Origin of the sequence: Roseomonas fluvialis (assembly GCF_022846615.1) — a bacterium.
GTDB classification, from domain to species: domain Bacteria; phylum Pseudomonadota; class Alphaproteobacteria; order Acetobacterales; family Acetobacteraceae; genus Neoroseomonas; species Neoroseomonas fluvialis.
In genome coordinates, this window is sequence record NZ_AP025637.1 from 2964453 (window position 1) to 2981003 (window position 16551).

The 16551-nt window shown below is 70.8% G+C and carries 15 protein-coding genes; 11 read left to right on the forward strand and 4 right to left on the reverse strand.

Annotation, left to right across the window (positions count from 1 at the left end; all coding sequences use genetic code 11):
• Window positions 1-12: 12 nt before the first annotated feature.
• The 3 genes from MWM08_RS14335 to MWM08_RS14345 are packed head-to-tail and all read right to left on the reverse strand — an operon-like array spanning window position 13 to window position 3085.
• Complete coding sequence (locus tag MWM08_RS14335; RefSeq protein WP_244407112.1) at window positions 13-1377, reverse strand: TRAP transporter large permease; 1365 nt, start codon at window positions 1375-1377, stop codon at window positions 13-15.
• Entirely contained in the window at window positions 1374-2009 is a 636-nt protein-coding gene (locus tag MWM08_RS14340; protein WP_244407113.1) for a TRAP transporter small permease subunit, read from the reverse strand. Before MWM08_RS14340 ends, MWM08_RS14335 begins: the two co-directional genes overlap by 4 nt.
• On the reverse strand, window positions 2006-3085 hold the full coding sequence (locus tag MWM08_RS14345) for a TRAP transporter substrate-binding protein (RefSeq protein WP_244407114.1): 1080 nt from the start codon (window positions 3083-3085) through the stop codon (window positions 2006-2008). Before MWM08_RS14345 ends, MWM08_RS14340 begins: the two co-directional genes overlap by 4 nt.
• A gap of 481 nt (window positions 3086-3566) precedes the next feature.
• Here MWM08_RS14345 and MWM08_RS14350 point away from each other — a divergent pair, with 481 nt between their 5' ends.
• From MWM08_RS14350 to MWM08_RS14400, 11 genes are all read left to right on the forward strand, one after another.
• A complete protein-coding gene (locus MWM08_RS14350; RefSeq protein ID WP_244407115.1) occupies window positions 3567-5630 on the forward strand; it encodes a hydantoinase/oxoprolinase family protein in 2064 nt (687 codons plus the stop codon).
• Window positions 5627-7270 (forward strand): hydantoinase B/oxoprolinase family protein, encoded by a 1644-nt coding sequence (locus tag MWM08_RS14355; RefSeq protein ID WP_244407116.1) that lies wholly within the window; start codon window positions 5627-5629, stop codon window positions 7268-7270. Before MWM08_RS14350 ends, MWM08_RS14355 begins: the two co-directional genes overlap by 4 nt.
• Window positions 7271-7344: 74 nt before the next feature.
• Window positions 7345-7722, forward strand: coding sequence for a hypothetical protein (locus tag MWM08_RS14360; protein ID WP_244407117.1), 378 nt, complete (start codon window positions 7345-7347; stop codon window positions 7720-7722).
• A 46-nt stretch (window positions 7723-7768) separates the two neighbouring features.
• Window positions 7769-8821 carry a tRNA preQ1(34) S-adenosylmethionine ribosyltransferase-isomerase QueA gene (queA, locus tag MWM08_RS14365; protein ID WP_244407118.1) on the forward strand — a complete coding sequence of 351 codons (1053 nt, stop codon included), beginning with the start codon at window positions 7769-7771 and terminating at the stop codon, window positions 8819-8821.
• Entirely contained in the window at window positions 8818-9936 is a 1119-nt protein-coding gene (tgt, locus tag MWM08_RS14370; protein WP_244407119.1) for a tRNA guanosine(34) transglycosylase Tgt, read from the forward strand. The genes queA and tgt overlap by 4 nt, the downstream gene beginning before the upstream one ends.
• Window positions 9933-10394, forward strand: a complete 462-nt coding sequence (queF, locus tag MWM08_RS14375; protein ID WP_244407120.1) for a preQ(1) synthase — start codon at window positions 9933-9935, stop codon at window positions 10392-10394. Before tgt ends, queF begins: the two co-directional genes overlap by 4 nt.
• Window positions 10381-11418 (forward strand): tRNA epoxyqueuosine(34) reductase QueG, encoded by a 1038-nt coding sequence (queG, locus tag MWM08_RS14380; RefSeq protein ID WP_244407121.1) that lies wholly within the window; start codon window positions 10381-10383, stop codon window positions 11416-11418. The genes queF and queG overlap by 14 nt, the downstream gene beginning before the upstream one ends.
• A complete protein-coding gene (gene queC, locus MWM08_RS14385; RefSeq protein WP_244407122.1) occupies window positions 11415-12101 on the forward strand; it encodes a 7-cyano-7-deazaguanine synthase QueC in 687 nt (228 codons plus the stop codon). The genes queG and queC overlap by 4 nt, the downstream gene beginning before the upstream one ends.
• On the forward strand, window positions 12101-12655 hold the full coding sequence (locus MWM08_RS14390; RefSeq protein ID WP_244407123.1) for a VUT family protein: 555 nt from the start codon (window positions 12101-12103) through the stop codon (window positions 12653-12655). Before queC ends, MWM08_RS14390 begins: the two co-directional genes overlap by 1 nt.
• Complete coding sequence (locus MWM08_RS14395) at window positions 12652-13635, forward strand: amidohydrolase family protein (protein WP_244407124.1); 984 nt, start codon at window positions 12652-12654, stop codon at window positions 13633-13635. Before MWM08_RS14390 ends, MWM08_RS14395 begins: the two co-directional genes overlap by 4 nt.
• Before the next feature lie 130 nt (window positions 13636-13765).
• On the forward strand, window positions 13766-14731 hold the full coding sequence (locus tag MWM08_RS14400) for a Bug family tripartite tricarboxylate transporter substrate binding protein (protein WP_244407125.1): 966 nt from the start codon (window positions 13766-13768) through the stop codon (window positions 14729-14731).
• Window positions 14732-14863: 132 nt separating this feature from the next.
• Here the strand turns inward: MWM08_RS14400 and MWM08_RS14405 are convergent, their stop codons facing one another.
• Window positions 14864-16444 (reverse strand): ABC transporter substrate-binding protein, encoded by a 1581-nt coding sequence (locus tag MWM08_RS14405; RefSeq protein WP_244407126.1) that lies wholly within the window; start codon window positions 16442-16444, stop codon window positions 14864-14866.
• Window positions 16445-16551 lie beyond the last annotated feature (107 nt).

Consider the following 16551-nt stretch of genomic DNA (forward strand, 5'->3'; position numbering starts at 1 on the left):
CCGTTCGAAGTGTCAGCCCATCACGGAGGGCAGCCAGAGGGCGAGCCCCGGGAAGACCATAAGCAGCACGACCGCCAGGAGATAGACGCCAAGGAACGGCAGCACGCCGACGAACACGTCGGTTATCGGCCCGGCGCGTTTCCGCATGCCCTGCAGCACGTACATCACCGTCCCGTCGGGCGGGGAGATCTGCGCGATCTCCACCAGCATGGTCACGATCACGCCGAACCAGATCGGGTCGTAGCCGAGCGCCACCACGATCGGAAACACCACCGGCACCGTCGTGATGATCATGGAGAAGCCCTCCATGAAGGTGCCCAGCGCCACGTACAGCATGATGATGCACAGCATGATCCCCCAGGGCGGGATCGGCAGCCCGGCAATGAGTGCGGCGAGCGCCTGCGGCACGTTGATGATGGTCAGGATGTAGTTGAGCAGATAGGCGCCGAACAGGATCAGCCCCAGCAGCGCCGTGTTGCGCGCCGTGGCCTCGGCGGAGGCATTGAGCATCCGGAAGGACAGTTTGCCTTCGAGTGCCGCGAAAAAGGCCGCGCCCACCACGCCGAGCGCCGCCGCCTCGGTCGGTGTCGCGAAGCCGCCATAGATCGACCCCAGCACCAGCAGGATCAGCAGCAGCGTGGGCACGAGGTCCACCAGCGCGCGCAGTTTCATCCCGATCGGCAGCCGCGGCGGCTTCTCCATCGGGTGGCGCAGCCCGTGCGCCAGGATCACCAGGATGAACAGCCCGGTCACCAGCAGCGACGGGATGATGGCGGCGATGTACAACGCCCCGACCGAAGTCTCGGTGATCAGGCCGTAGATGATGAAGGTGATCCCGGGCGGGATGAGGTTGCCGAGCGCCCCGCCGGCGGCGAGCGACCCCAGCACCATCCGCTGGCTGTACTTCGTGTCCTGGAAATACGGCAGCGCGACCGACCCCATGGTCGCCGCCGTCGCCACCGACGATCCGCTGATGGCGGAGAACACCGCGCATGACACGATGTTGGTGTGCAGCAACCCGCCGGGCATCCGGTTGAGCCAGACGTTCAGCGCCTTGTAGAGCCGGTCGGACAATCCCGCCCGCAGCAGGATCTCGCCCATCAGCAGGAACAGCGGCACCGCCACCAGCACGAAGTTGCTGGATGGCCCCCACAACGTCTGCCCCAGGAAGGTCCACCACGGCCGGTCGGAGAAGATCAGCCCGGTCAGCACCCCGAGCGCGCCCAGCACCGCCGCGATGTACACGCCCGACCCGAAGAAGACGACGAAGACGCCCACCAGCATCAGGATCTCGGCCACAGGCACCGCCTGCCCAGTGGTAGCCGCGGCGAAGATCGTCACGCCCAGCAGGCCGAGCAGGAAGACGATGGCGATCATCGCCGATCGCCCTCATGCGCCATGGCCACGGCCTCCAGCGCTTCCTCCGTCTCGTCCTCCAGCGTGCGCGACCCAAGCAGCCCGTCCAGCGCCGCCCCCTGCCCGTCCGCCAGCGCCAGCACCGCTTCCAGCAGCAGCACGCCGCAGCAGACCACGAAGGCCGATATGCCGAAGGCCCAAATGCCCTGCGGCCAGACCAGTTCGATCCGCAGCGCGGAATTGTCGTGCGCGTTGAACAGCACGCTTTCGTCCACCAGTTCCCAGGCCGACCAGGCGATCAGCACGCCGAGCGCCGTCAGCAGCAGCAGCGAGACCACATGCAGCGGCGCACGCAGCCGCACCGGCAGCCGGTTGGCGAATACGTCCACCCGGATATGCGCGCGCCGGATCAGCGTATGCGCCAGCGCCCAGGCGATGCCGCCCGCCAGCATGTAGCCCGTGACCTCGACCGTCGCCTGGGACGAGAAGCCGAGGAAGGCCCGCGCGACGATGTCGAAGGTGATGAACAGCGCGCAGGCGATGTAGGTCCAGCCCGCCACATGCGCCATCACCGATGCCACGCGCGCCACGCCGCGCCGCAGCGCGCGCACGGCACGCAACGGCGCGGGGGATGGCGTGACGGCGCCGCTCACCCGCCGAAGCGCACGCCGGAGATCGGCGCGATCACCTCGTTGTAGATCTCCCCGCAGCGCGCACCGCAGCGGCGCACCCAGCCGGGCAGAACCACCTCGCGGAAGATGCGCTGGGTCTCGGCGCGGTCGGCGTCAGTGGCGACGACCTCGGTCATCGGCCGTGCGGCAACGGTATGGATGCGGCATTCGGCAGTGCGGCCGATGTTGCAGTCGATGCCGTCGCGCGTGGCCGCGGCACCCAGCGCCCATTGCGCGTCAGAGACCTCCTTCATGGTCGCCTCCAGGAAGGCGCGCACCTGCGGGTCGAGCCGGTTCCACCACGCCAGGTTCACGAGATACCCGGCCACCGCCCAGGACACCGGCATGTTCGAGATATGCGTCGTCACCTCGGGCCAGCGCGCCGCGGCACCCGAGCCCGACCCCGTGATGGCGCAATCCACCACCCCGCGCTCCAGCGCCGAATAGACTTCCGGGAAGCCGATGCTGACCGGCTGCGCGCCAAGCGCGGTGAAGTAGTCCACCAGCGAATTGCCGAAGGTGCGCACCCGCCGCCCGCGCAGATCCGCGAGGGTCGTGAAGGGCGCGCGGCAGAACACCACCTGCGCCGGGAAGGGATAAAGCGCGACCAGCCGCGTCCCGAAGCGCTCGAGGTCACGGTTCGCGGCGGGGATGATCGCCTCCGCCATGCGCTTCGCATCGGCGATGTCGGGCGCGAGGCCCGCCAGGTCCACGCCATCCAGGATCGGCACGTCGCCCGACAGGGTGGTGAGCGTGCCCGCCCCGATCTCCACCTGGCCCGATCGCACCAGGCGCACGATCTCGTTGCCCGCCAGGTTGCGCTCGGCATGCGTGGCGAGCGTCACCTGCACGCGCCCGTTGCTGCGCTGCGCGGTTGCGTCGCGCAGGATCACCTGGTCCACCCGCGTGTATTGCGGCTGGGTCGGCAGCGGCTGCGTCACGGCCACGATGCGCACCGGTGGTCCGGCCGGCAGGCTCGGCGCCTGCGCCAGCGCGGCAGGCGCAACGAGGCCGAGAGCCGCGGCGATCGCGGCGCGGAGGGAACCCAGACGATGCATCGGAAGTCTCCTTGGTTCGGGCCAGCCGTGGTCTGCGCCACGGTTGCGCTGATGCGTCGCGACCATGCGCAGCGGCTGGCCTGCAAGGCACATGCCGCCCTGTGCGATCCACGACGTCGTAGCACGCAACGCTGCGACCCCACCCGGGCGGTGTCAATGCACCGGGGGCTTCCGCCGCGGCGCGCGCGGGGTCATCCTGCGTCGCCACCCGGAGCCACCCGAGATGTACCCCCGCCGCTGCGCTCTCGCTGCCGCCCTGTTCGCCATGCCCTGCACGCTGCGCGCGCAGATCGTCCGCCCGGCATCCTGCGCAGGCTGCACGCGGCGGTGCTGACGCTCATGCGCAATCGCGCCACCATCCACCACTGCCACGAGACCGGCCTGCACACGGCCACCAAGGAACTGCCCGACCCTGTCGCTGTCCTGCGCGCCGCTTCCGCGCGCCGGAATGGCGTGGTCTGCCAAGGGAACATACGCATCGATGGGTGAGACACGCCTGGCCGTCGACATCGGCGGCACCTTCACGGACCTGGTGCTCGCCACGCCGCGCGGCACGCATGAGATGAAGCTGCTCACCACGCCCGACGCGCCGGAGCGCGCGGTGCTGGAGGGGGCGCGCGCCATTCTCGCCGCCGCCGGCTGCACGCCGGGCGATGTGGGCCTGGTCGTGCACGGCACCACGCTCGCGACGAATGCGCTGATCGAACGAAAGGGCGCGCCCACCGCGCTGCTGACCACCGAGGGCTTCCGCGATTCCGTGGAAATCGCCTACGAGCACCGCTTCGAACAATACGACCTGTCGATGCAGCGGCCCGAACCGCTGGTGCCGCGCGACCTGCGGCTGGGCGTGCCCGAACGCATCGCGGCCGATGGGTCAGTGCTGCTGGCGCTGGACGAGGCCGCGCTGCGCGCCACGGCACGGGCGCTGCGCACGCGCGGCATCGTCGCGGTGGCCGTCTGCTTCCTGCATTCCTTCACCAATGCCATCCACGAACGCCGCGCCGGCGCCATCCTGGCGGAGGAGATGCCCGACGCCGCCATCACGCTCTCCTGCGACGTGGCACCCGAGATCCGCGAATACGAACGTGCGTCCACCACCATCGCGAATGCCTATGTGCTGCCGCTTATGGGTCGCTACCTGGCCGCGCTGGAACAGGGCCTGCGCGACGCCGGCATGGCCTGCCCGCTGCTGCTGATGATGTCCTCGGGCGGCGTCACCACGGTCGAGACGGCGAAGCGCTTCCCGGTGCGGCTGGTCGAATCCGGCCCGGCCGGCGGTGCCATCCTCGCGCAGGCGGTGGCGGCGGAGAACGGGCTCGACCGCGTGCTGGCGTTCGACATGGGCGGCACCACGGCGAAGCTGACGCTGATCGACGACCTGGACTTCCAGCGGAGCCGCTCCTTCGAGGTGGCGCGCGCCTACCGCTTCATCCAGGGCAGCGGGCTGCCGGTGCGCATCCCGGTGATCGAACTGGTCGAGATCGGCGCCGGCGGCGGTTCCATCGCGCGGGTCGATGCGCTCGGTCGCATCCTGGTCGGGCCGGACAGCGCGGGGTCGGTGCCCGGGCCGGCCTGCTACGGGCGGGGCGGGACGCTGCCCACGGTGACGGATGCCGATGCCGCGCTGGGGCGGCTCGATCCGTCGCGCTTCGCCGGCGGTTCCATCACGCTCGATGTCGCGCGTGCCGAGGCCGCCGTGGGTGGCGCCATCGCCGGCATGGCGCCGACGCAAGGCGCGGTCGGCATCGCCGAGATCGTGGACGAGACGATGGCCAATGCCGCGCGCGTGCATGCGGTCGAGAACGGCAAGGATACCGCCGGGCGCGCCATGATCGCCTTCGGTGGCGCGGCACCGCTGCATGCCGGGCGGCTGGCGCAGAAGCTCGGCATCGCGCGGGTGGTGGTGCCGGTCGGCGCGGGGGTGGGGTCTGCGCATGGCTTCCTGCGCGCGCCCATCGCGTATGAGGTCGTGCGCAGCCGGCACATGCGCCTCGATGCCTTCGATGCGGCCATGCTGAACGCCTTGTTTGCCGAGATGCGCGCGGAAGCGGAATCGGTCGTGCGCCTGGGCGCGCCCGACGCGCCGCTGACCGAAGCCCGCACGGGCTTCATGCGCTACCGCGGCCAGGGGCACGAGATCGCGGTTCCGCTGCCCCCGCGCACGCTGGCACCCGAGGACGCCGCCACGCTGCGCACCGGCTTCGAGGCGGCCTACACCGCGCTGTTCGGCCGCGTGATCCCGCGCCTGGAAGTGGAAGCCATGACCTTCGCGCTGGCGCTGTCCGCCGCGCGCGCGCTGCCTGGCCGCGTGCCGGACCCGCCGCCGCGCCCCGCCCCGCCCGCGGCCGGCACCCGCGACGTGACCGACCCCGCCACGGGTGCCACCGAACCGGCGATGGTCTTCGAACGCGCGGCCCTCGCGCCGGGCATGGTGCTGCCTGGCCCGGCGCTGATCGTCGAGGATGGCACCACCACCGTCGTGCCGCGCGGCATGGCGGCGCGCATCAATGCCCTGCACCAGATCGTGCTGGAGACCGCCCGATGAACAGCACCGACACGACGGCGCCGGCCGTCGGGACCGCGGATATCCGCTACCAGGTCATGTGGAACCGCCTGCTCAGCGTGGTCGAGGAACAGGCGCGCACGCTGGTGCGCACGGCGTTCTCGACCTCGGCGCGCGAGGCCGGCGACATCTCCGCCGGCGTCTTCGACCTGCAGGGGCAGATGCTCGCGCAGGCGGTGACCGGCACGCCGGGCCACGTGAATTCCATGGCGCGATCGGTGGTGCATTTCATCCGCGAATTCCCGGTCCACACCATGAAGCCGGGCGACCACTACATCACCAACGATCCTTGGAAGGGCACCGGTCATCTGTACGACCTTGTGGTGACGTCCCCCGCCTTTCACGACGGCAAGCTGGTCGCGCTGTTTTCGTCCACCACGCATATCGTCGACATCGGCGGCGTCGGCCAATCGGCCGAGGGCAAGCAGGTCTTCCACGAAGGCCTGTTCATCCCGCTCATCCCGCTCGCGCGGCAGGGCGTGGTGGACGAGACGGTGATGCGCATCATCCGCGCCAATGTGCGCGAACCGGTGCAGGTGGAAGGCGACGTCTTCGCCCTGATGGCCTGCAACGAGACCGGCGAGCGGCGCCTGTCGGCCATGCTGCGGGAGAACGACCTCAAGGACCTCGATGCGCTCGGCGACTACATCATCACGCGCTCCCGCGCTGGCATGGCGGCGGCGATCGCGAAGCTGCCGAAAGGCACCTGGAAATCCCACATGCGCATCGACGGCGTGACCGACCCGATCGACCTGCATGCCACCGTCACCATCGCCGACGACCACATCGCGGTGGACTACGCCGGCACATCCGCCGCCGTTCCCTTCGGCATCAACTGCCCGCTCTGCTACACCGAAGCCTATACGGCCTTCGGCGTGAAATGCCTGGTCGGTGCCGAGATCCCGAACAATGCCGGCACGCTCGACGCGGTCATCGTCACCGCGCCCGAGGGCTCGATCGTCAATGCGCCCTTCCCCTTCCCCGTCACGGCGCGATCGACCATGGGGCACATGCTGCCCGACGTGGTCTATGGCGCGCTCGACCAGGCGATCCCCGGGCGCGTTCCGGCGGAGGGCACGTCGAACCTGTGGAACCTGAAGCTCGGCGCGGGGCCTGGCTATACGGGCCCGACCGGGCCGGCCTTCATGATCACGTCCTTCCATTCCGGCGGCACCGGCGCGCGGCCGAACCTCGATGGGTTGTCGGCCACGCCCTTCCCCTCCGGCGTGCGCAACGTACCGGTGGAGGTGACCGAGGCCATCACGCCGCTGGTCTTCTGGAAGAAGGAATTGCGCGAGGGTTCCGGCGGCGCCGGCCGCTTCCGTGGCGGCCTCGGCCAGGTGATCGAGGTCGCCCGGCGCGACAACCAGCCCTTCGGGATCTTCGCCACCTTCGAACGTGTGAAGCACCCGGCGCGCGGGCGGGCCGGTGGCGAGAGCGGCGCGCGCGGACGTCTCTCGCTGGCCTCGGGCACCGAGCTCAAGCCCAAGGGCTTCCACGTGGTGCCGGCGGGCGACCGGCTGGTGGTGGAAATGCCCGGCGGCGGCGGCCATGGCGACCCGGCCGAGCGCGACGCCACGGTGGCGCAGCGCGACGCCGCGCTGGGCTACACGCGGGAGTAGGCACACGAATTCGATTCCGCAACTGCAACCACCCTGATAGTCTCGCATCGGCGGTTGTCCATGGAGACTCCATCATGCGGCTCGCAGCACTCGCCTTCGCAACCCTTGCGCTCGGCGCCATTGAGGCCCGGCCCACGCTGGCGCAGGGCGTCACGGCCTTCGACGGCACCTGGAGCGGGACCGGCACGCTGACCCGCCGGCAGGGCGCCGGTACCGCCTGCGGGGCGGACACCACCGACCGGCGCTTCACCATCCGCAACGGGATGATCGAATTCCCCTACGACAACCGCTACGGCGTGACCTTCAGCGGGCCGATCGCGGCCGATGGCAGCTTCAGCATCACCACCGGCGGCAACAGCTTCGTCGGGCGCGCCACGGGTTCCACCATGACCGCCCAATACTCCGGGCGGCAATGCGTGCGGGACTTCCAGATGCGCCGCCGGGCGAACTGACCCGGGGGCGGTTGCGCGCGGGCGCGGCGCGGGCTACCGCGCGCCGGTGTCCGCCCCGCTCCGCACCGCAGATTTCGATTTCGCCCTGCCCGAGGCCCTGATCGCCCAGGCCCCCGCGCGCCCGCGCGATGCCGCGCGGATGCTGGTGGTGCGCCCCGATGGCGTCACGGATGCCGGGGTGCGCGACCTGCCTTCGCTTCTGCACCCCGGCGATGTCATGGTGGTGAACGACACGCGGGTGATCCCGGCCCGCCTGCACGCAAGGCGCGGTGCCGCGCGCATCGAGGTGATGCTGAATCGCAGCGAAGGCGCCGGCCTGTGGCATGCGCTGGTGCGCAATGCGCGCCGCCTGCGCGCCGGCGATGTGATCGCGATCGAGGGTGCGGAAGACTGCACCGCGACCGTCACGGCGGCGCCGCAGGATGGTGCGGTGGTTCTTGACTTCGGCCCCGACCAGGCGGCGCTTGCGGCCGCTCTGGAGCAGGCCGGGGAAATCCCGCTGCCGCCCTACATCGCGCGCCCGGATGGCCCGCGCCCCGAGGACGCCGCCGACTACCAGCCGATCTTCGCGCAACGGCCCGGCGCGGTCGCCGCCCCCACCGCCAGCCTGCACTTCACGCCCGCGCTGCTGGATGCCATCGCCGCGCGCGGCGTGGGGCGCGCCACCGTCACCCTGCATGTCGGCGCGGGCACCTTCCTGCCGATGCGCGCCGAGGACCCGCGCGCGCACCGCCTGCACGCCGAATGGGGCGAGGTCACCAACCAGGCCGCCGCCACCATCAACGCCGCGCGCGCCGCCGGCGGGCGGATCGTGGCCATCGGCACCACCGCGCTGCGCCTGCTGGAATCCGCGGTGGATGACGCCGGGCGTATCGCGCCCTTCCGCGGCCTCACCGACATCTTCCTGCTGCCCGGGCACCGCTTCCGCAGCGCCGACCTGCTGATGACCAACTTCCACCTGCCGCGCAGCACGCTGTTCATGCTGGTGTGTGCCTTCGCCGGCACCGGGCGCATGAAGGCTGCCTACGACCACGCCATCGGGCAGCGCTACCGCTTCTATTCGTATGGCGATGCGTCGCTCCTGGAGCGCGCGCCATGACGCTGCACTGGACCCGCGCCGTGACCGACGGCGCCGCGCGTGCCGGCGTTCTGCACACCGCGCATGGTGAGGTGCCAACCCCGGTCTTCATGCCCGTCGGCACCGCCGGCACGGTGAAGGCCATGACCGCCGATGCGGTGCGCAGCACCGGCGCGCGCATGGTGCTGGGCAACACCTATCACCTGATGCTGCGCCCGGGTGCCGAGCGTGTCGCGCGCCTGGGGGGCCTGCACCGCCTGATGGACTGGCACGGCCCGATCCTGACGGATTCCGGCGGCTTCCAGGTCATGTCGCTGTCCGGCCTGCGCAAGATGGACGAGGATGGCGTGACCTTCCGCAGCCACGTGGATGGCAGCAAGCACCGCCTCACGCCGGAACGCAGCATCGAGATCCAGCGCCTGCTCGGCGCGGACGTGACGATGTCCTTCGACGAATGCACGCCGTTCCCCGCCACGCACGACCAGGCCGCGGCGTCGATGCGCCTGTCGATGCGCTGGGCGGCGCGCGGGCGGGAGGCGTTCACCCCGCGCGAGGGCCATGGGCTGTTCGGCATCGTGCAAGGTGGCGTCTACCCCGACCTGCGCGCCGAGAGCGTCGAAGCCCTCACACGCATCGGCTTCGAGGGCTATGCGGTCGGTGGCCTCGCGGTCGGCGAGGGCCAGGCCGCGATGTTCGAGGTGCTGGAATCCACCTGTCCCCTGCTGCCCGCCGACAGCGCGCGCTACCTGATGGGTGTCGGCACGCCGGCAGACCTCGTCGGCGCCGTCGCACGCGGCATCGACATGTTCGACTGCGTCATGCCCACGCGGTCGGGCCGCACCGGGCGCGCCTATACCCGCCGCGGCGTGATCAACATCCGCAACGCGCGACACGCCGAGGACACCCGCCCGCTCGACCCCGATTGCGCCTGCCCGGCGTGCAGAAGCCATTCGCGCGCCTATCTGCATCATCTGTTCAAGGCGGGGGAGATGCTCGGGCCGATGCTGCTGACCTGGCACAACATCCAGTACTACCAGGACCTGATGCGCGAGCTGCGCGAGGCGATCCTCGCCGGCACCTTCACGCAGACCGCCGCGCGCATCACCGCCGCCTGGACCGAGGAGACCCCCGCATGACCGAGGATTATTCCGGCCTGACGCAGCTCGGCCAGCCCACCGCGCTGCCGCGCAATCCGGAGGAAGCGGTGCTGGAACGCGTGCCCGCGCCGCACCAGGACTTGCGCTACTGCGTGCGCTTCACCGCCCCGGAATTCACGTCGCTGTGCCCCCTCACCGGCCAGCCGGACTTCGCGCACCTGGTGATCGACTACGTGCCCGGCGAATGGATCGTCGAGAGCAAGTCGCTCAAGAACTACCTGGCGTCCTTCCGCAACCACGGCGCCTTCCACGAGGCCTGCACGCTCGATATCGCGCAGCGGCTGGTCGCACTTCTATCGCCGGCCTGGCTGCGCATCGGCGGCTACTGGTATCCGCGCGGCGGCATCCCGATCGACGTGTTCTGGCAGTCGGGCGAGGCGCCACAGGGCGTCTGGATCCCGGCGCAGGAGGTCCAGCCCTATCGTGGGCGCGGCTGACGCCATCCGCGCGGAGGCGCTGTCCATCGGCTTCGACGCCGTGGGCTTCGCGCGCGCGCATCTCGGCCCCGAAGTGCGCGAACGGCTCATGCACTTCCTCGCGGAAGGCCGCCACGGGTCGATGGGCTGGATGGAGGCACGGGCCGAACAACGGGCCCACCCGCAGGCCCTGTGGCCCGAGGCGGTGTCGGTCGTGGTGCTCGGCCTGAACTACGGCCCCGACACCGACCCGCTGGAGACCCTCGCGCAGCACGACCGCGCCACCGTCAGCGTCTATGCCCGCAACCGCGACTACCACGACGTGCTGAAGAAGCGCCTGAAGGCACTCGGCCGCTGGATGGCGGAACGCTGGCCCGGTGCGGGCATCAAGGTGTTCGTGGACACCGCGCCGGTGGCGGAGAAGCCACTCGCGCAGGCGGCGGGCCTCGGCTGGCAGGGCAAGCATACCAACCTGGTGTCGCGCACGCATGGGTCCTGGCTGTTCCTCGGCGAGGTCTTCACCACCCTCGATCTCGGCACCGATGCCCCCGATGTCGACCATTGCGGCAGCTGCCGCGCCTGCCTCGATGCCTGCCCGACCGCGGCCTTCCCGGCGCCCTACGAACTCGATGCGCGGCGCTGCATCTCCTACCTCACCATCGAGCATCGCGGCCCGATCGACCCCGCGCTGCGCCCGCTGATGGGCAACCGCATCTATGGCTGCGACGACTGCCTGGCCGTCTGCCCCTGGAACAAGTTCGCGCGCGCACACAGCGAACCGGCCTTCGCGCCGCGTGCCGCATTGCGCGCGCCGCTGCTGGCGGACCTCGCGGCGCTGGACGATGCCGCCTTCCGTGCCATGTTCTCGGGCAGCCCGGTGAAGCGTATAGGGCGCGACCGCTTCGTGCGCAACGTGATGGTCGCGATCGGCAATTCGGGCGAGGCTGCGCTGCGTGCCACCGCGCAGTCGCGCTGCGACGATGCCGACCCTGTCGTCGCCGAGGCGGCGCGCTGGGCGGCGCAACGGCTGGAGGCCGCATCATGAGGGACGACGCCGCGCTCGTGTTGTTCTCCGGCGGCCAGGATTCCGCCACCTGCCTCGCCTGGGCGCTCGACCGCTTCGCGCATGTGGAGACCCTCGGCTTCGACTACGGCCAGCGGCACCGCGTGGAACTCGACGTGCGCGACGCCTTCCGCGCCGCGATCCCGTCCCCGCGCCTCGGCCCCGACCACATGCTGCGCCTCGATGCGCTGGGCGCCATCTCCGACACCGCGCTGACGCGCGAGGCCGAAATCGCGATGGGCGCGGACGGCCTGCCCACCACCTTCGTCCCCGGCCGCAACATCGTCTTCCTCACCTTTGCCGCCGCGCTCGCGTATCGGCGCGGCCTGAAGCACATCGTCGCCGGCATGTGCGAGACCGACTATTCCGGCTACCCGGACTGCCGCGACGACACCATCAAGGCGCTGCAGGTCGCGCTCAACCTCGGCATGGAACGCCGCTTCGTGCTGCACACGCCACTGATGTGGCTGACCAAGGGCGACACCTGGCGGATGGCGGAACGGCTCGGCGGCAGCGCGCTGGTCCAGGCGGTGGTCGAGCACACCCACACCTGCTATCTCGGCGACCGCTCCCACCGCCACGCCTGGGGCTACGGCTGCGGCACCTGCCCGGCCTGCGAGCTGCGCGCGAAGGGTTGGCAGGACTACGTCTCGGAGAAGCTGTGATGTTCACCCCGCGCCTCGAAGGCGTGCTCGCCCTGATCGGCTTCGGCCTCTGCATTCCGGCGGCCAATTGGCTCATCGGCAATGCCGGCACCCTGTGCGTGCCGAACGGCCCCTGCCTCGTGCCCGTCGCACCGGGGCTGATGGCGCCCTCCGGCGTGCTGATGATCGGCCTCGCGCTGGTGTTGCGGGACCTGGTGCAGCGGCGCCTCGGCGTGGGCTGGGCGGCGGGCGCGGTGCTGGCCGGGGCCGCGCTCTCGGGCTTCGTGGCGCCGCCGGCGCTGGTCGTGGCCTCGGCGGCCGCCTTCCTGCTCAGCGAATTCGCCGACCTTATCGTATTCACGCCGTTACAGAAGCGCGGCCTGGTGCTGGCGGTGGCCGCCAGCGGCGCGGTCGGGCTCGTGGTCGACAGTGTTGTCTTCCTCTGGCTCGCCTTCGGGAGCCTCGACTACCTGGCGGGCCAAGTGGTCGGGAAGGCCTGGATGGTGGCGCTCGCGCTGCCGCTGGTCGCGGCTCTGCGCCGCCGCGACGAACGCCGGGGCCTCGAACCCGCATGATCATCGACGCGCATACCCACACGCTCACCCCCGCGGTGAACCAGCGCCTGCAGGGGCGCCCCGAACTCGCGCAGGTGCCCTACAACCGCGACATCTCGCCCGAGAGCGCCGAGGTCGATCGCGCGCAATTCCCCGAGCTCGGGCGCCGCTTCAACCAGATCGCCGCACGCCTCGAGGACATGGCGCGCATGCGCGTCGACCACCAGGTGGTGCTGCCCGCGCCGGGCCAGCAGCACTACTGGGCGGACCCTGACCTGCTGGTCGAGATCTCCCGACTGCAGAACGCGCATGTCGCGGCGCTGGTGGCGCAGGACCCGGCACGATTCAGCGGCCTCGGCACACTGCCCATGACCGCGCCCGACCGTGCCCCCGACGAAGCCGCGCGCGCCGTCGAAACCCAGGGCCTGCGCGGCTTCCAGATCGACACGCGCGCTGGCGCGATGGAACTGTCCGACCCTGCCTTCGACCCGCTCTGGCGCCGCCTGGTCGCGCTCGACGTGCCGGTGGTGCTGCACCCGCTGGGGTTCAGCGACGGCGCGCGGCTCGGTGCCTTCTTCATGGTCAACACCGTGGGCAATCCGCTCGAAGAAGTCATCGCGGCGAACCACCTGGTGCTGGGCGGCGTGCTCGACCGGCATCCCGGCCTGCGCGTGAAGATCGTGCATGGCGGCGGCTTCCTGCCCTTCCTGATCGGGCGCCTGGACCACGCCTGGAAGCGACGCCCGGAACTGCGCCGCCTGACCGCCCAGCCGCCATCGGCGTACCTGCCGCGGCTGTGGTACGACACGGTGGTATTCGACCCGCGGCTGCTGCGCATGCTGTTCGACCTGGTCGGGCCGGGGCGCATCATGCTCGGCAGCGACTATCCCTTCGACATGGGCGATGACGACCCCCGCGGGATGCTGGCCGCGGCCGGGCTGCCCGCGGCGGAGGCCACGGCGATCGAGGGCGCCACGGCGCGGAGCTTCTTCCGCCTCTAGAACCGGTGCCGATCGGACGGTGCCATCGGGCCCGCTGCCGAGGCTCGCGGCCATGGCGCCTGCGCGCGGCCTTGGCGACTGGCCCCGCGCTTGCAAGGCGTGGCGCACAACCGTGCCGGACGTCTTCGCCATGCAGCGCCGCAGCCTCCTCGCCGTCGCCACCGCCTGCCTCGCCGTGCCGCACCGCGCGCAGGCGCAGCCAGGCACCATCCGCATGATCGTCCCCTTCGCGCCGGGCGGTGCCTCGGACACCACGGCGCGCATCATCCAGCCGGGCCTCGCCGCCGGCCTCGGGCGCACCATCGTCATCGAGAACCGCGCCGGCGCCTCGGGCTCGATCGGCACGCGCATGCTCGTGCAGGCGCCGCCCGATGGCAGCGTCATCGCCATCACCAATACCTCGCCCACCGGCATCGTGCCGCTGGCCATGGTGCCGAAGCCCTATGACGGCGACACCGACTTCACCCACATCGCCATGGTCGCCGATACGCCGACCGTGATGCTGCTGCCCGGCAACAGCCGCTTCACCAGCTTCGCGCAGGTGGTCGAGGCGGCACGCGCGCGCCCCGCAGGCGTCACCTACGGCAGTTCGGGTGCCGGCGGCATGCAGCACCTGCAGGGCGAGATGCTTGCAAAGCTGTCCGGCGGGACCTGGGTGCACGTGCCCTACCGCGGCACCGGCCCCGGCCTGCAGGCGACGATCTCCGGCGAGGTGGATTGCTTCCTCACGCCGCTGGCCGGCACCACCGGCGCGATCGAGGCCGGGCAGGTCAAGGCGATCGCCGTCTCCACCGCAGAGCCCTTCGCCGCGCTTCCGGGCGTGCCAACCTATCGCGCGCTCGGCCTGCCCGACCTGACCGTGTCCTCCTGGACCGGCATCTCCGGCCCGCGCGGCATGCCCGCACCGATCGTGGCCGAGATGCACGCCGCGATGCAGAAGGTGCTGGACGATGCCGACACGCAGCGCCGGCTGATCGCGGCGGGGCTCTATCCGCTGGGGCGCACCGTGTCGTCGGCTGAATACCAGCAGGTCCACGCGGATTTCGCGCGCGTCTGGGGGCCGGTGGTGCGGGAGGCGCGGATCACCATCGACTGATGCGCGACGCGGGCGCAGACCTCATCCTGGCGGCGCCGCATATCCGCGCCATGCGGCGCGGGCGCGGGACGCACGGAGGCACCCCGAGCGTCCAGCACCATGCGCCGCCTTCCCGCCTTCACGGATCGGGCGCTACGCCCGCCGCACGTTCCAGAAGGTCGCGAAGCCCTCCAGCACACCGGTGATGTTCGACCGATACGCCGTGGGCTGCAGGTACTGCCCGGTCGGGTAGTAGGGCACCTCGCGCATCGCTTCGAGCTGGATGTCGCGGCAGATCGCCTGCTGTGCCGCGACATCCGGGGCGCGAAACCAGGCGTCGCGCAATTCCTCGATGCGCGGCATGGTGGCCCAGCCGGCATAGCCGGCCTCGCCATTGCCGCGCAACGCGATGTGCCCGGCTGGATTCAGCCAGTCGGTGCCGGCCCAGTTGGTCATGAAGGCAGACCAGCCGCCATCGCTCACCGGCCCCTTGCGGTTGCGCCGCTGCAGCATGGCGTTGAACTCGACCGAGTAGATCTCGACATCCATGCCGGCCTGGCGGAACTGATCCTCCATCACCGAGCCCATTGCCGCATTGGGCGCCGAGGTGGACGGGATCATGAAGACCACCTTCTCGCCGCGATACCCGGCAGCACGAAGATCAGCGCGCACCTTCGCGTAGTCGCGCGGCCCGCGCAGCACGTCGAGCCCGGCATCCGACGCCATCGGCGTGCCCGGCGCGAAGAAGCCGAGCGGCACGTTCATCAGGCTGCGGTCGTTGCCGACCAGCGATTGCATGCAGGCCGTCTGGTCGATCGCCCCCCACAGCGCGCGGCGGATCGCCGGATTGTCGAAGGGCGGCTGCAGGTGATTGACGCGCACCATGCCCACGAAGCCGGAGGTATCGAGCACGCGCACCGTCACGTTGCGCGCGCGGCGCAGCTGCGGCAGCAGGTCGTGATAGGCGTATTCCTGCCAGTCGCGCTCACCGGCCACCAGCGCGTTCGTCGCCGTGCTGGAATCCGGCATGACATGCCATTCGACGCGGTCGAAATGCACGACCTTGGGCCCCGAGGTCCAGGCCAGCGGCTGGTCGCGCCGCGGCACATAGCCCTCGAACTTGGTGTAGACGTTCAGCGCACCGGGCACGCGTTCATCCGCCTTGAAGCGGAAGGGGCCGGAGCCGATCATCTCCGTCACCTGGCGGAACGGGTCGGTGTTCGCCAGGCGCTCCGGCATCATCGCGCAGACCGGCACCGAGGCCTTGCCCAGCGCGATCGGCAGCAGCGGAAACGGCTGCTTCAGGCGGAAGCGGATGGTGCGGTCGTCGGGCGCGGAGAGTTCCTCGGTCGCGTCCATGAGCGTCGCGCCGAACGGGTCGCGCCGCGCCCAGCGGCGGATGGAGGCGACGCAGTCGCGCGCGAGCACGCGTTCGCCATCATGGAAGCGCAGCCCCTCGCGCAGCGTCAGGTTCCACAGCTTGCCGTCATTCTCGATGGTGTGACCGTCCACCATCTGCGGCGTTGCCTGGTAGGACGCGTCCATGCCGTACAGCGTGTCGAACACCATGTAGCCATGGTTGCGGGAGACGTAGGCGGTGGTGGTGACGGGATCGAGCGTCACCAGGTCCTGCTGCGGGGTGAAGCGTAGCGTGCTGGCGGTTTGCGCACGGACCAGCGCGGGGCCGCCGAAAATGCCGGCGCCGGTGGCCGCGAAAAGCGAGCGTCGCTGCATGGCAGGGGTCTCCGTCCGGGGCGATGCGCGCGCGAGCCTGCGCGCATCGCCGAAGACGAGCAATCCCCATGCCGCGGAGCGGCCAGCGCCGCGGCAGGCCGCGCGGC

Coding starts and splice junctions, on each gene's coding strand:
- queF (WP_244407120.1), top strand. CDS start 9,933: ATGACCGAGGATTATTCCGGCCTGACGCAGCTCGGCCAGCCCACCGCG.
- MWM08_RS14390 (WP_244407123.1), top strand. CDS start 12,101: ATGTTCACCCCGCGCCTCGAAGGCGTGCTCGCCCTGATCGGCTTCGGC.
- MWM08_RS14335 (WP_244407112.1), bottom strand. CDS start 1,377: ATGATCGCCATCGTCTTCCTGCTCGGCCTGCTGGGCGTGACGATCTTC.
- MWM08_RS14400 (WP_244407125.1), top strand. CDS start 13,766: ATGCAGCGCCGCAGCCTCCTCGCCGTCGCCACCGCCTGCCTCGCCGTG.
- MWM08_RS14345 (WP_244407114.1), bottom strand. CDS start 3,085: ATGCATCGTCTGGGTTCCCTCCGCGCCGCGATCGCCGCGGCTCTCGGC.
- MWM08_RS14405 (WP_244407126.1), bottom strand. CDS start 16,444: ATGCAGCGACGCTCGCTTTTCGCGGCCACCGGCGCCGGCATTTTCGGC.
- queC (WP_244407122.1), top strand. CDS start 11,415: ATGAGGGACGACGCCGCGCTCGTGTTGTTCTCCGGCGGCCAGGATTCC.
- MWM08_RS14355 (WP_244407116.1), top strand. CDS start 5,627: ATGAACAGCACCGACACGACGGCGCCGGCCGTCGGGACCGCGGATATC.
- MWM08_RS14350 (WP_244407115.1), top strand. CDS start 3,567: ATGGGTGAGACACGCCTGGCCGTCGACATCGGCGGCACCTTCACGGAC.
- MWM08_RS14360 (WP_244407117.1), top strand. CDS start 7,345: ATGCGGCTCGCAGCACTCGCCTTCGCAACCCTTGCGCTCGGCGCCATT.
- MWM08_RS14395 (WP_244407124.1), top strand. CDS start 12,652: ATGATCATCGACGCGCATACCCACACGCTCACCCCCGCGGTGAACCAG.
- tgt (WP_244407119.1), top strand. CDS start 8,818: ATGACGCTGCACTGGACCCGCGCCGTGACCGACGGCGCCGCGCGTGCC.